The sequence below is a fragment of the Streptomyces sp. NPDC002588 genome (assembly GCF_040295925.1).
In the GTDB taxonomy this organism is placed as follows: Bacteria; Actinomycetota; Actinomycetes; order Streptomycetales; family Streptomycetaceae; genus Streptomyces.
In genome coordinates, this window is record NZ_JBEOWF010000002.1 from 250,108 (window position 1) to 263,228 (window position 13,121).

Genomic DNA, 13,121 nt, shown 5'->3' on the forward strand with positions numbered 1-13,121 from the left:
GTTGTCAGGCGAGGTGGAACACTTCGGTGAGCGGTTTCATGGCCTCGTCGGGCCGTGCTCCGTCGAGGGCTTCGAAGAACGGGGACATCTCGGCCTGCCAGCGGGTGTTGACGTCCGTGGCCTCCATGCCGACGAGGGCGGCCTCGAAGTCCTCGGTCTCCAGGTAGCCGACGAGCAGGCCGTCGTCTCTCAGGAAGAGCGAGTAGTTGCGCCAGCCGGTGGCCGAGAGAGCTTCCAGCATCTCCGGCCACACGGCGGCGTGGCGTTCGCGGTACTCGGCGAGGCGGTCCTGTCGGACCTTGAGCAGGAAACACACGCGCTGCATGAAGTACCGCTCCCTGTGGGGGGGTGAAGGGGGCTCAGAAGTTGAACTGGTCGATGTTCTTGGCGTCGAACACGGTCGGCTTGCCCAGGCTGATCACGCCGTCCTTGCCGATGGTGTACGTGGTGCCGCCGGCCTTGAAGGTCTCGCCCTCCTTGCCGGTGATCTGGCCGGAGACCAGCGCCACGGCCGTCTGCGCGGCCAGCGCGCCGAGCTTCGACGGGTCCCACAGCTCGAAGGCGTCGACGGTACCGTTCTTGACGTACTTGCGCATGTCGTTGGGGGTGCCGAGGCCGGTCAGCTTGACCTTGCCCTTGTACTTGGAGCCGGAGAGGTACTGGGCGGCGGCCTTGATGCCGACGGTGGTCGGGGAGATGATCCCCTTCAGGTTCGGGTACTGCGCGAGCAGGCCCTGGGTCTGCTGGAAGGACTGCTGGGCGTCGTCGTTGCCGTACGCGACCTTGACGAGCTTGACGTCCTTGTACTTGGCGTCCTTCAGCTCGTCCTTCATGTAGTCGATCCAGGTGTTCTGGTTCGTCGCGGTCTGCGCGGCGGACAGGATCGCGATCTCGCCCTTGTAGCCGATCTGTTCGGCGAGCAGCTGCACCTCGGTGCGGCCGAGGTCCTCGGCGGAGGCCTGCGAGACGAAGGCGTTGCGGCACTCGGGGTTGGTGTCGGAGTCGTACGTGACGACCTTGATCTTGTTGCTCATGGCCTGCTTGAGCGCGGTGCACAGGGCGCCCGGGTCCTGCGCGGACACGGCCATCGCGTCGACCTGCTGCTGGGTGAGGGTGTTGACGTACGACACCTGCCCCGAGGTGTCGGTCGCGCTGGACGGGCCGACCTCCTTGTAGCTGGAGCCCAGCTCCTTCAGCGCCGCCTCGCCGCCCTTGTCGGAGGAGGTGAAGTAGGGGTTGTTGACCTGCTTCGGCAGGAAGCCGACCGTCAGGCCCTTCTTGGTGGCCGCGTTCGGGTCGGCCTTGCCGGCGGAGACGGCCGAGCCGGTGCTCTCGTTCTTCACGTCCTCCTTGGTGGTGCCGCCGCAGGCGGTGGCGGCGAGGGCGAGCGAGGAGACGGCGGCGAGGGCCGCGCAGGCACGACGGAGGGATGACTTGCGCATGGTGGTGTGTCCTTTACGAGGGTGAGGCGAGGCGGAGTTACGACGTCGGTGTCGAGGCGGCTTGACGGCCCGCCCTCGCGACGGAGATCTGGCGTGCGACCCGGGGGCCGAGCACGGAGACGACCAGCAGCACGCCGGTGACGACGATCTGCGACTGGGCGGAGACGTTGACCAGGCTCATCACGTTCTGCAGCGCGCCGAGCAGGAAGACACCGGCGATCGCGCCGCCCAGCGTCCCCTTGCCGCCGTCGAAGTCGATGCCGCCGAGCAACACCGAGGCGACGACGGAGAGTTCGAGCCCGGTGGCGTTGTCGTAGCGGGCGCTGGCGTAGTGCAGGGCCCAGAAGACGCCGGTGAGGGAGGCCATCAGGCCGGTCACCGTGAACAGGATCAGCTTCTGCCGCTTGACGCGGATGCCGGCGAACCGGGCCGCCTCCTCGCTGGCGCCGATCGCGAACAGCGAGCGGCCGAACGGGGTGGCGTGCAGGACGACCACGGCGATCGCGAGCAGGACCAGGAAGGGCAGGAAGGCCTGCGGGAGGAAGCTGTTCCCGATCCGTCCGGCCGCGAAGTCGAGGTACTGCGACGGGAAGTCGGTCACCGCGTCCGAGCCGAGCACGATCTGTGCGATGCCCCGGTAGGCGGCGAGGGTGCCGATGGTGACGGCCAGGGACGGCAGGCCCAGGCGGGTCACGAGCAGACCGTTGACCAGTCCGCAGACCACGCCCAGCAGCAGGCAGATCGGGATGATCGTCTCGATGGTCATCCCCTGGTTCCACAGGGCACCCATGACCGCGCCGGACAGGCCGGCCGTGGAGGCGACCGACAGGTCGATCTCCCCGGCGACCACGAGCAGGGTCATCGGCAGGGCGATGAGCGCGATCGGCAGGGTGTTGCCGATCAGGAAGGACAGGTTCAGCGCGTTGCCGAAGCCGTCGACGGAGGTGAAGGAGAACAGCAGCAGGACGATCAGGAGGGCACCGACGGCCCCGTCCCACCTCACGGTGGACCCGCGGATCACGCGGTGCGCGAGCGATCCGGACTCAGGCACGGGCCTCCCCCTTCGCTATGGCCGGCTTCGCGGAGGCCGACTTCTTCTTCAGGGCGGCCGCCACCCGCAGCGCCACGATCCGGTCGACCGCGATGGCGAGGAGAAGCAGGACGCCGTTGATGGCGAGCACCCACACCGAGCTGACGCCGAGGGCGGGCAGGACACTGTTGACCGAGGTCAGCAGCAGGGCCCCGAGCGCAGCGCCGTAGACGCTGCCGGAGCCGCCGGTGAAGACGACACCGCCGACCACGACCGCGCTGACGACGGTGAGTTCGTAGCCGTTGCCGGTCCCGGAGTCCACGTTGCCGAACCGGGCCAGGTACATCGCCCCGGCGAGGCCGGCGAGGCCGCCGCAGAAGGTGTACGCGGCGAGGATCCGCTTGCGCACCGGGATGCCGGCGAGGCGGGCGGCCTCGGGGTTGGAGCCGAGGGCGTAGAGCTCGCGGCCGCTGCCGAAGTGCTTGAGGTAGTAGGCGGTCGCCACCAGGACCACGAGGGCGATCAGCGCGAGGTACGGCACGGCGCTCAGGCCGCCGGAGCCGAAGTCCACGAAGCCGCCGGGCAGGTCGGCCGCGGTGATCTGGCGGGAGCCGACCCAGATGGAGTCGATGCCGCGGATGATGTACAGCGTGCCGAGGGTGACGACGAGGGCGGGCACCTGGCCGAGACTGACCAGCAGGCCGTTCAGGAGCCCGAAACCGATCCCGAGCAGGACGGCGAGCACGATCGCGATCACCGGGTTGCCGCCGCCGTGCAGATACGTGCCGGCGGCGAAGGCGGTGATGCCGAGGGTGGAGCCGACCGACAGGTCGACGTTGCGGGTGATGACGACCAGGGACTGGCCGGTGGCGACCAGCACCAGGATGGTCGCGTTCAGCAGCAGGTCCTTGATGCCCTGCTCGGAGAGGAACTCGCTGTTGCCGGCCTGGGTGACGGCGATCATCACCAGGAAGACGACCAGGATGGCGAGTTCGCGCATCTTGAAGACACGGTCGACGAGCCGGGTGCCGCTGGACTTGGGCGCCTCGGCGACGGGGGCCTGTTCGGGAGTCGTGACCGTCATACGGCGGCCCTCCCGAGGACGGGGGGCCTCATGCGGCGGCTCCCGAAGGGGGTGGGCCTCATGCGGCGGCCCTCCCGGTGGCTGCGGCCATCACGGTTTCCTCGGTGGCGTCGGAGCGGGGGATCTCGGCGGTCAGGCGCCCCTCGTGCATGACCAGCACGCGGTCGGCCATGCCGAGGATCTCGGGCAGGTCGGAGGAGATCATCAGGACGGCGACCCCGTCGGCGGCCAGTTCGCTGAGCAGCCGGTGCACCTCGGCCTTGGTGCCGACGTCGATGCCGCGCGTCGGCTCGTCGACGATGAGCACCTTGGGGCCGGTGGCCAGCCACTTGGCGAGGACGACCTTCTGCTGGTTGCCGCCGGAGAGCGTGTTGACGGTGTCGGCGATCCGGGCGTACTTCACCTGGAGCTTCACCGCCCAGTCGAGGGAGCGGCTGCGCTCGGCGCCGCGGTCCATCAGACCTGCCCTGACGGTCGTCCGCAGGCCGGTGAGGCCGATGTTGCGCTCGATGGACATGTCCATCACCAGGCCCTGGGCGCGGCGGTCCTCCGGGACCAGGGCGAGGCCGGCGGACATCGCGGTGGAGGGGGCGCCGTTGGTGAGGGCCCGGCCGTCGACCGCGACCTCGCCGGCGTCCCAGCGGTCGATGCCGAAGACCGCCCGGGCGACCTCCGTGCGGCCGGCGCCGACCAGGCCCGCGAGCCCGACGATCTCACCGCGCCGGACCTCGAAGGAGACGTCGGTGAAGACGCCCTCGCGGGTGAGGCGGCGGACGCTGAGGGCGACCTCGCCGGGGGTGACGTCCTGCTTGGGGTAGAGCTCGTCGAGCTCGCGGCCGACCATCCGGCGGACCAGGTCGTTCTCGGTCATGCCGTCGAGGGGCTCGCTGGCGATCCAGGCGCCGTCGCGCAGGGTCGTCACCCGCTGGCAGATCTCGAAGATCTCCTCCAGCCGGTGGGAGATGAAGAGCACCGCCGAGCCCTGTTCGCGCAGGGTGCGCACGACTCCGAAGAGGCGGGCGACCTCGCTGCCGGTGAGGGCGGCGGTCGGCTCGTCCATGATCAGGACCCGGGCGTCGAAGGAGAGCGCCTTGGCGATCTCCACGATCTGCTGGTCGGCGATGGACAGGCCACGGGCCGGGCGCTCGGGGTCGAGGTCGACGCCGAGCCGGGCCATCAGTGCGGCGGTGGCCGCGTGGGTGGCCTTGTGGTCGATGCGGCCGAGGGTCCGCCGGGGCTGGCGGCCCATGAAGATGTTCTCGGCGATCGAAAGGTCGGGGAAGAGCGTGGGTTCCTGGTAGATCACGGCGATGCCCGCGTCGCGGGCGTCGCCGGGACCGTGGAAGACGACGGGCTCACCGTCGAGCAGCACCCGGCCGGCATCCGGTCGGTGCACCCCCGCGAGGGTCTTGATCAGGGTCGACTTGCCCGCGCCGTTCTCCCCGGCGAGGGCGTGCACCTCGCCGGGGAACAGCTCCAGGGAGACGCCCCGCAGGGCGCGTACGGCGCCGAAGGACTTGGCGACGTCCCTCAGCGCCAGCACCGGGGCCGGTCCCGTGTCGGACGGGTGGGTCATGGGTGGCTCCTCGACGACGTCCGCACCGGTGCCCTCCGGGGTCCGCCACGGCGTCGTGAAAGGTTTCAACTGGATTGCCGGGACGTTAGGCACCGCGGGTATGTCACGTCAATGGGTCCGTCTCGAAAAGTTTTCGATAGTCGAAGGTCACGCGACGGTCACGGAAGACAAGCCGGGTCGGAGGGGTTGACACTCCCCCTGTGGCCTCATAACTTCCCCTCCTGAATCGTTTCATCCGGGAGGTGTTCCGGACTGATGTCACAGGAGCCCGAAGTGACCGACCTCGCCGCGGTGAAGGCCGCGCTGAAGACCCAGGCCGTCGAGACGCCGTCGTGGGCGTACGGGAACTCGGGGACCCGCTTCAAGGTGTTCGCCCAGGAGGGCGTCCCCCGCACCCCGCAGGAGAAGCTGGACGACGCGGCGCAGGTGCACGCGGTCACCGGCGTGGCGCCGAGCGTGGCGCTGCACATCCCCTGGGACAAGGTGGAGGACTACTCCGCGCTTGCGAAACACGCCGAGGACCGGGGTGTGAAGCTGGGGACGATCAACTCCAACACCTTCCAGGACGACGCCTACAAGCTGGGCAGCATCTGTCATCCGGACGCGGCGGTGCGGCGCAAGGCCGTCGGGCATCTCCTGGAGTGCGTCGACATCATGGACGCGACGGGGTCGCGTGATCTGAAGCTGTGGTTCGCGGACGGCACGAACTACCCCGGCCAGGACGACGTACGGGCGCGGCAGGACCGGCTGGCCGAGGGGCTCGCCGAGGTGTACGGGCGGCTCGGGGACGGGCAGCGGATGCTGCTGGAGTACAAGCTGTTCGAGCCGGCGTTCTACACGACGGACGTGCCCGACTGGGGGACGGCGTACGCGCACTGTCTGAAGCTGGGGCCGAAGGCGCAGGTCGTGGTCGACACGGGGCATCACGCACCGGGGACCAACATCGAGTTCATCGTCGCCACGCTGCTGCGGGAGGACAAGCTCGGCGGGTTCGACTTCAACTCGCGGTTCTACGCCGACGACGATCTGATGGTGGGGGCGGCGGATCCCTTCCAGCTGTTCCGGATCATGTACGAGGTCGTGCGCGGGGGCGGGTTCGGCTCCGAGGTGGCGTTCATGCTGGATCAGTGCCACAACATCGAGGCGAAGATCCCGGCGATCATCCGGTCGGTGATGAACGTGCAGGAAGCGACGGCGAAGGCGCTGCTCGTCGATCGGGCGGCGTTGGCTGCGGCGCAGGCTTCCGGTGACGTGCTGGAGGCCAACGCGGTGCTGATGGACGCGTACAACACGGATGTGCGGCCGCTGCTTCGTGAGGTGCGGGAGGAGATGGGGCTGGACCCGGAGCCGACTGCCGCGTATCGGCGGTCCGGGTGGGCCGAGAAGATCGTCGCCGAGCGGGTCGGTGGGGAGCAGGCCGGCTGGGGGGCGTGAGCGTCTGCCCGGATCTGTGACGCGCGGACTGCGGGCCGTATGCGGCTGGTCGCGCCCACGCGGCGGAGCCGCACACCGATGCAGCCCCGTGCCCCTGGAAAACCGACTCACCCTTCGTTCGAGAAGTAAGGATCTCCATGTCCACCCATCCCGAAGCCGCCGCCCTCCTCGCCCGGTCCCGTCGGCTCGGCGCCGATCCCCGTAACACGAACTACGCCGGCGGCAACGCGTCCGCCAAGGGAACCGACACCGACCCCGTCACCGGCGGGGACGTCGAGCTGATGTGGGTGAAGGGGTCCGGCGGGGATCTCGGGACGCTCACCGAGGCGGGGCTGGCCGTGCTGCGGCTGGACCGGCTGCGGGGACTCGTCGACGTGTACCCGGGCGTCGAGCGCGAGGACGAGATGGTCGCCGCGTTCGACTACTGCCTGCACGGGAAGGGCGGAGCCGCCCCGTCCATCGACACCGCCATGCACGGACTCGTCGACGCCGCCCATGTCGATCATCTGCACCCGGACTCCGGGATCGCGCTCGCCTGCGCCGCCGACGGGGAGAAGCTGACCGCCGAGTGTTTCGGGGACAGCGTGGCGTGGGTGCCGTGGCGTCGGCCGGGGTTCCAGCTGGGGCTGGACATCGCCGCGATCAAGGAGGCCAACCCGCAGGCCGTCGGGGTGATCCTCGGCGGGCACGGGATCACCGCCTGGGGTGCGACCGCCGAGGAGTGCGAGCGCAACTCGCTGCACATCATCCGGACCGCGGAGAAGTTCCTCGCCGAGCGGGGGAAGACCGAGCCCTTCGGGGCCGTCGTCGAGGGGTACGAGGCGCTGCCCGAGGGTGAGCGGCGGGAGCGGGCCGCCGCGCTCGCGCCGTACGTCCGGGCCGTCGCCTCCCAGGACCGGGCGCAGGTCGGGCACTACACCGACTCCGGCGTCGTCCTCGACTTCCTGGCGCGGGCCGAACATCCGCGGCTCGCCGCGCTCGGCACTTCCTGCCCGGACCACTTCCTGCGCACCAAGGTGCGGCCGCTGGTCCTGGACCTGCCGCCGAGCGCCCCGCTGGAGGAGGCGGTCGCCCGGCTGAAGGAGCTGCACGCCGCGTACCGCGAGGAGTACGCCGCCTACTACCGGCGGCACGCCGAGCCCGGCTCGCCCGCGATGCGCGGCGCCGACCCGGCGATCGTGCTGATCCCGGGCGTGGGCATGTTCTCCTTCGGCAAGGACAAGCAGACCGCCCGGGTCGCGGGGGAGTTCTACGTCAACGCGATCAATGTGATGCGGGGCGCCGAGGCGGTGTCGTCGTACGCGCCGATCGAGGAGCGGGAGAAGTTCCGCATCGAGTACTGGGCCCTCGAGGAGGCCAAGCTCCAGCGGATGCCCAGGCCGAAGGCGCTGGCCACGCGGGTGGCGCTGGTGACGGGGGCCGGCAGCGGGATCGGGAAGGCGATCGCGCACCGGCTGGTCGCCGAGGGGGCGTGTGTCGTCGTCGCCGACCTCGACGGTGGGAACGCCGCCGCCGTCGCCGAGGAGCTGGGCGGCGCCGACAAGGCCGTCGCGGTCACCGTCGACGTCACCTCCGAGGAGCAGATCGCCGACGCCTTCAAGGCGGCCGTGCTCGCCTTCGGCGGGGTCGACCTCGTCGTCAACAACGCGGGGATCTCCATCTCCAAGCCGCTGCTGGAGACTTCGGCGCGCGACTGGGATCTGCAGCACGACATCATGGCCCGCGGGTCCTTCCTCGTCTCCCGTGAAGCGGCTCGGGTGATGATCGCTCAGCAGCTGGGCGGCGACATCGTCTACATCGCGTCCAAGAACGCCGTGTTCGCCGGGCCGAACAACATCGCCTACTCGGCCACCAAGGCCGACCAGGCCCATCAAGTACGGCTGCTGGCCGCCGAGTTGGGTGAACACGGGATCCGCGTCAACGGTGTCAACCCGGATGGTGTGGTGCGGGGGTCGGGGATCTTCGCCGGGGGCTGGGGCGCCCAGCGGGCCGCCGTGTACGGGGTGGAGGAGGAGAAGCTGGGCGAGTTCTACGCGCAGCGGACCATCCTCAAGCGGGAGGTGCTGCCCGAGCACGTCGCGAGCGCGGTCTTCGCGCTGACGGGCGGCGAGCTGACCCACACCACCGGGCTGCATGTGCCCGTCGACGCGGGTGTGGCGGCCGCTTTCCTCCGGTGACGGGCGTGCGGTCGTACGCCGCGGTCGACCTCGGCGCGTCCAGCGGGCGCGTCATGGTCGGCCGGGTCGGCCCGGACTCGCTGGAGCTCGCGGAGGCGCACCGGTTCGTGAACCGGCCGGTGCGGGTGCCGGAGGGGCTGCGCTGGGACATCCTCTCCCTCTACGCCGGTGTCCTGGACGGGTTGCGGGCGGCCGGGCAGGTCGACTCCGTCGGCATCGACAGCTGGGCCGTGGACTACGGACTGCTGGACGCGGACGGGGCCCTGCTCGGCAACCCGGTGCACTACCGGGACGCGCGGACCGAGGGCGTCGCCGGGAAGGTGTGGGCGACCGTGCCGGCGGCGGAGCTCTATGCGGCGACCGGCATCCAGTACGCGCCCTTCAACACCCTGTACCAGCTCGTGGCCGACCGTCTCGCCGGTGCTGAGCGCCTGTTGCTCGTCCCCGACCTGCTGACGTACTGGCTGACCGGCGAGCAGGGCACCGAGCTGACCAACGCCTCGACCACCCAGCTGATCGATCCCCGCACGCGCGACTGGTCGTACGACGTCGCCGCCCGGCTGGGGATCGGCCTGGAGCTGTTCGCGCCACTGCGGCGGCCCGGTGATCCGGCCGGGCTGCTGCGGGACGAGGTGCTGGAGGAGACCGGGCTGACCGGGCCGGTGCCGGTGACCGCCGTCGGGTCGCACGACACGGCGTCCGCGGTGGCCGCCGTGCCGGCGGCCGGCGAGCGGTTCGCCTACATCTGCACCGGCACCTGGTCGCTGGCCGGGCTGGAGCTCACGGCTCCGGTGCTGACCGAGGAGAGCCGCGCCGCGAACTTCACCAACGAGCTGGGGCTCGACGGCACGGTCCGGTATCTGCGCAACATCATGGGGCTGTGGCTGCTCCAGGAGTGCGTACGGGCCTGGGGGGACCCCGATCTGGGCGCCCTGTTGCGGGAGGCGGCCGCCGCTCCCGCGCTGCGGTCGGTCGTGGACGCGGGGGACGCCGCCTTCCTGGCGCCGGGGCGGATGCCGGAGCGGATCGCCGAGGCGTGCCGGGCCACGGGGCAGCCGGTGCCCGGGACGCCCGGCGAGATCACCCGCTGCATCCTGGACTCCCTCGCCCTGGCCCACCGGCGGGCGATCGCGGACGCCCAGCGGCTGGCGGACCATCCCGTCGACGTCGTGCACATCGTCGGGGGCGGCACCCGCAACGCTCTGCTGTGCCAGCTCACCGCCGACGCCTGTGGGCTGCCGGTGGTGGCCGGTCCGACGGAGGCGGCCGCCCTCGGCAACGTGCTCGTGCAGGCGCGGACGCACGGGCTGGTCGGCGACCGCTCCGGCATGCGGCGTCTGCTCGCCCGCACCCAGCCGCTGACGCGCTACGAGCCGCAGGGCTCCGCCGAGCGGTGGCGGGCGGCGCAGGACCGGCTCGCCACGCGGTGAGCGGAGGTCTCCCCCACGGCCTTGTGCCCGACTACCCTGCACTCATCCGATGATCGACCCCGAGGAGCCGCGATGCGTGTCGCCCTGTTCCTGACCTGTGTCAACGACACGCTCTATCCGGACACCGGCCGTGCCGTGGTGAAACTCCTGACCAGGCTGGGTGTCGAGGTCGACTTCCCGATGGCCCAGACCTGCTGCGGCCAGGCCCACTACAACACCGGCTACCGCCATGAGGCCGAACCGCTCGCCCGGCATTTCTCCGATGTCTTCGGTGAGTACGAGGCGATCGTGACGCCCTCGGGCTCCTGCGGGGCGATGGTGCGGGAGCTGTATCCGCGCATGGGTGAGCGGGCCCGGGCCGAGGGACGTGGGGGCGGTCTCGCGGCGACGCTGGCGCCGGTGGTCCCGAAGACGTACGAACTGACGGAGTTCCTGGTGGACGTGCTGGGGGTGACGGACGTCGGCGCCTACTACCCGCACCGGGTGACCTACCACCCGACGTGTCACGGGCTGCGCGGGCTCGGGCTCGGCGAGCGGCCCCGGCGACTGCTGGAGGCGGTCCGGGGGCTGGAGCTGGTGGAGCTGCCCGGGGCGGACGAGTGCTGCGGTTTCGGCGGCACGTTCGCGCTGAAGAACGCCGACGTGTCGGCGGCGATGGGCGCGGACAAGGTGCGCAGCGCCGAGTCGACCGGGGCCGAGGTGCTGTGCGCGGCCGACAACTCCTGTCTGATGCACATCGGCGGGACCATGACCCGGCTCGGGTCGGGCGTCCGGCCGGTGCACATCGCGGAGATCCTGGCGAGCACGGAGGAGGAGGCCGTATGAGCGGGACGTTCGTAGGAATGCCGGCCTTCCCGGCGGCCGCGCACGAGGCCGTGCGGAACGAGACGCTGCGCGGCAATCTCCGGCACGCCACCCACACCATCCGCGCCAAGCGGGCGAAGGCCGTCGCCGAGGTGTCCGACTGGGCGGCCCTGCGCGAGGCGGGCAAGCGGATCAAGGACCACACACTGCGTCATCTCGACCGGTATCTCGAGCAGTTGGAGGAGGCGGTCACGGCCGCGGGCGGCACCGTGCACTGGGCCACGGACGCCGACGAGGCCAACCGGATCGTGGCGTACCTGGTCAAGGCGACCGGCGAGTCGGAGGTCGTCAAGGTCAAGTCGATGGCCACCCAGGAGATCGGCCTCAACGAGGCGCTGGAGGCCGAGGGGATCCGCGCCTACGAGACCGATCTCGCCGAGCTGATCGTGCAGTTGGGCAAGGACCGGCCCTCGCACATCCTGGTGCCCGCGATCCACCGCAACCGGGGCGAGATCCGGGACATCTTCCGCGCGGAGATGAGCGAGTGGGGGCGCCCGGCCCCGGAGGGTCTCACCGACACGCCCGCCGAGCTGGCCGAGGCGGCCCGCCTCCACCTCCGGGAGAAGTTCCTGCGGGCCAAGGTCGGCATCTCCGGCGCCAACTTCATGGTCGCGGAGACCGGCACCCTGGTGGTCGTGGAGTCCGAGGGCAACGGCCGGATGTGCCTCACCCTCCCCGAGACGCTGATCTCGGTCGTCGGCATCGAGAAGATCGTGCCGACCTGGCGCGACCTGGAGGTTTTCCTGCAGACCCTCCCCCGCTCCTCCACCGCCGAGCGCATGAACCCGTACACCTCGACCTGGACCGGCACGACGGACGGCGACGGTCCGAGCACCTTCCACCTGGTCCTGCTCGACAACGGCCGCACCGACACCCTCGCCGACGAGGTCGGCCGCCAGGCGCTGCGCTGCATCCGCTGCTCGGCCTGTCTGAACGTATGCCCGGTGTACGAGCGGGCCGGCGGCCACGCCTACGGCTCGGTCTACCCGGGTCCGATCGGCGCGATCCTCAGCCCCCAGCTGCGGGGTACGGGGAGTGAGATCGACGCCTCGCTGCCGTACGCCTCCTCGCTGTGCGGTGCCTGCTACGAGGTGTGCCCGGTCGCCATCGACATCCCGGAGGTGCTGGTGCATCTGCGGGAGCGGGTCGTCGAGGGGGGACCTGTGGTGCGGGAGGGCAACAAGGTGGTGCTGAAGCCGGCCAAGGGACACGCCGCGGAGCGGGCCGCCATGCGCGCGGCACGCTGGGCGTTCTCCCGCCCCGGCGCCCTGCGCGCCGGGCAGCGGCTGGCCTCCCGGACGCGGGGCCTGCATCCGCGCTCGCTGCCGGGTCCGGGCAGGGCCTGGAGCGGGACCCGTGATCTGCCCGCGGTCCCGGCGGAGCCGTTCCGCGACTGGTGGCAGCGGACGCGGGGCGGGAGCACCGGCGAGGGGGGCGCGAAGTGAACAGCAGGGAACGGATCCTGGGGCGGGTGCGGCGGGCGCTGGCGGACGTGCCGCGGGACGAACCGCCGTACGAGGACGCCGTCACGCGCGACTATCTGCGTGAGCACGGGGACCGGAGCGTCGAGGAGACGGTGGAGCTGCTCGCGGAGAACCTGGCGGACTACCGGGCCCTCGTGCACCGCTGCTCGGAGGCCGAACTGCCGTCCCTGATCGGCCGGTTGCTCGCCGAGCGCGGGACGAAGTCGGTCGTCGTGCCGTCGGGTCTCGACCCGGCCTGGCTCGCGGCGACCGACGCCGACCGGGTCGAGGACCACGCCGAGGGCACCCCGCACGAGCTCGACCGGGTGGACAGTGTCGTCACGGCGTGCGCGGTGGCGGCCGCCGAGACCGGGACGATCGTCCTGGACGGCGGCCCCGACCAGGGCCGGCGCCGGATCACCCTGGTCCCCGACCACCATGTGTGCGTGGTGCGCGTCCCGGAACAGGTGGTGTCCTCGGTGCCGCAGGCCCTGGAACGGCTGGACCCCGCCCGCCCGTTGACCTGGATCTCCGGCCCGTCGGCCACCAGCGACATCGAACTGGACCGGGTGGAGGGCGTGCACGGCCCGCGCACCCTGGAGGTGATCCTGGTCGGCTGAG

11 protein-coding genes are annotated in these 13,121 nt (G+C 71.0%); 6 read left to right on the top strand and 5 right to left on the bottom strand.

Going from position 1 to position 13,121, the window contains the following annotated elements:
• Positions 1 to 4 precede the first annotated feature (4 nt).
• From ABT057_RS03810 to ABT057_RS03830, 5 genes are read right to left on the bottom strand one after another with little or no spacing between them, the layout of a single operon-like run.
• Positions 5 to 325: an L-rhamnose mutarotase gene (locus tag ABT057_RS03810; protein WP_352340798.1), complete on the bottom strand. Its 321-nt coding sequence runs from the start codon at positions 323 to 325 to the stop codon at positions 5 to 7.
• 34 nt (positions 326 to 359) lie between these two features.
• On the bottom strand, positions 360 to 1,442 hold the full coding sequence (gene rhaS / locus ABT057_RS03815; protein ID WP_352340799.1) for a rhamnose ABC transporter substrate-binding protein: 1,083 nt from the start codon (positions 1,440 to 1,442) through the stop codon (positions 360 to 362).
• Between the two features lie 37 nt (positions 1,443 to 1,479).
• Positions 1,480 to 2,493 (bottom strand): ABC transporter permease, encoded by a 1,014-nt coding sequence (locus ABT057_RS03820; RefSeq protein ID WP_352340800.1) that lies wholly within the window; start codon positions 2,491 to 2,493, stop codon positions 1,480 to 1,482.
• Positions 2,486 to 3,556 (bottom strand): ABC transporter permease, encoded by a 1,071-nt coding sequence (locus ABT057_RS03825; protein ID WP_352340801.1) that lies wholly within the window; start codon positions 3,554 to 3,556, stop codon positions 2,486 to 2,488. The genes ABT057_RS03820 and ABT057_RS03825 overlap by 8 nt, the downstream gene beginning before the upstream one ends.
• Positions 3,557 to 3,614: 58 nt before the next feature.
• The gene (locus tag ABT057_RS03830; protein WP_352340802.1) at positions 3,615 to 5,132 is read right to left on the bottom strand and encodes a sugar ABC transporter ATP-binding protein; all 1,518 of its coding nucleotides are present in this window, start codon (positions 5,130 to 5,132) and stop codon (positions 3,615 to 3,617) included.
• Positions 5,133 to 5,405: 273 nt separating this feature from the next.
• On the opposite strand from ABT057_RS03830, the gene rhaI reads away from it, so the two are divergent.
• The 6 genes from rhaI (at position 5,406) to ABT057_RS03860 (ending at position 13,120) form a co-directional block, all read left to right on the top strand.
• Positions 5,406 to 6,566: an L-rhamnose isomerase gene (rhaI, locus tag ABT057_RS03835; RefSeq protein ID WP_352340803.1), complete on the top strand. Its 1,161-nt coding sequence runs from the start codon at positions 5,406 to 5,408 to the stop codon at positions 6,564 to 6,566.
• Between the two features lie 137 nt (positions 6,567 to 6,703).
• Positions 6,704 to 8,743, top strand: coding sequence for a bifunctional aldolase/short-chain dehydrogenase (locus ABT057_RS03840; protein ID WP_352340804.1), 2,040 nt, complete (start codon positions 6,704 to 6,706; stop codon positions 8,741 to 8,743).
• A gap of 5 nt (positions 8,744 to 8,748) precedes the next feature.
• Entirely contained in the window at positions 8,749 to 10,173 is a 1,425-nt protein-coding gene (locus ABT057_RS03845; protein WP_352340805.1) for a rhamnulokinase, read from the top strand.
• Between the two features lie 72 nt (positions 10,174 to 10,245).
• Positions 10,246 to 10,998, top strand: coding sequence for a (Fe-S)-binding protein (locus ABT057_RS03850; RefSeq protein WP_352340806.1), 753 nt, complete (start codon positions 10,246 to 10,248; stop codon positions 10,996 to 10,998).
• Positions 10,995 to 12,482 (top strand): LutB/LldF family L-lactate oxidation iron-sulfur protein, encoded by a 1,488-nt coding sequence (locus tag ABT057_RS03855; protein ID WP_352340807.1) that lies wholly within the window; start codon positions 10,995 to 10,997, stop codon positions 12,480 to 12,482. The genes ABT057_RS03850 and ABT057_RS03855 overlap by 4 nt, the downstream gene beginning before the upstream one ends.
• Complete coding sequence (locus tag ABT057_RS03860) at positions 12,479 to 13,120, top strand: LutC/YkgG family protein (protein WP_352340808.1); 642 nt, start codon at positions 12,479 to 12,481, stop codon at positions 13,118 to 13,120. Before ABT057_RS03855 ends, ABT057_RS03860 begins: the two co-directional genes overlap by 4 nt.
• The last annotated feature ends 1 nt before the right edge of the window (position 13,121 follow it).

Coding starts and splice junctions, on each gene's coding strand:
- ABT057_RS03810 (WP_352340798.1), bottom strand. CDS start 325: ATGCAGCGCGTGTGTTTCCTGCTCAAGGTCCGACAGGACCGCCTCGCC.
- rhaS (WP_352340799.1), bottom strand. CDS start 1,442: ATGCGCAAGTCATCCCTCCGTCGTGCCTGCGCGGCCCTCGCCGCCGTC.
- ABT057_RS03825 (WP_352340801.1), bottom strand. CDS start 3,556: ATGACGGTCACGACTCCCGAACAGGCCCCCGTCGCCGAGGCGCCCAAG.
- ABT057_RS03830 (WP_352340802.1), bottom strand. CDS start 5,132: ATGACCCACCCGTCCGACACGGGACCGGCCCCGGTGCTGGCGCTGAGG.
- ABT057_RS03840 (WP_352340804.1), top strand. CDS start 6,704: ATGTCCACCCATCCCGAAGCCGCCGCCCTCCTCGCCCGGTCCCGTCGG.
- ABT057_RS03850 (WP_352340806.1), top strand. CDS start 10,246: ATGCGTGTCGCCCTGTTCCTGACCTGTGTCAACGACACGCTCTATCCG.
- ABT057_RS03855 (WP_352340807.1), top strand. CDS start 10,995: ATGAGCGGGACGTTCGTAGGAATGCCGGCCTTCCCGGCGGCCGCGCAC.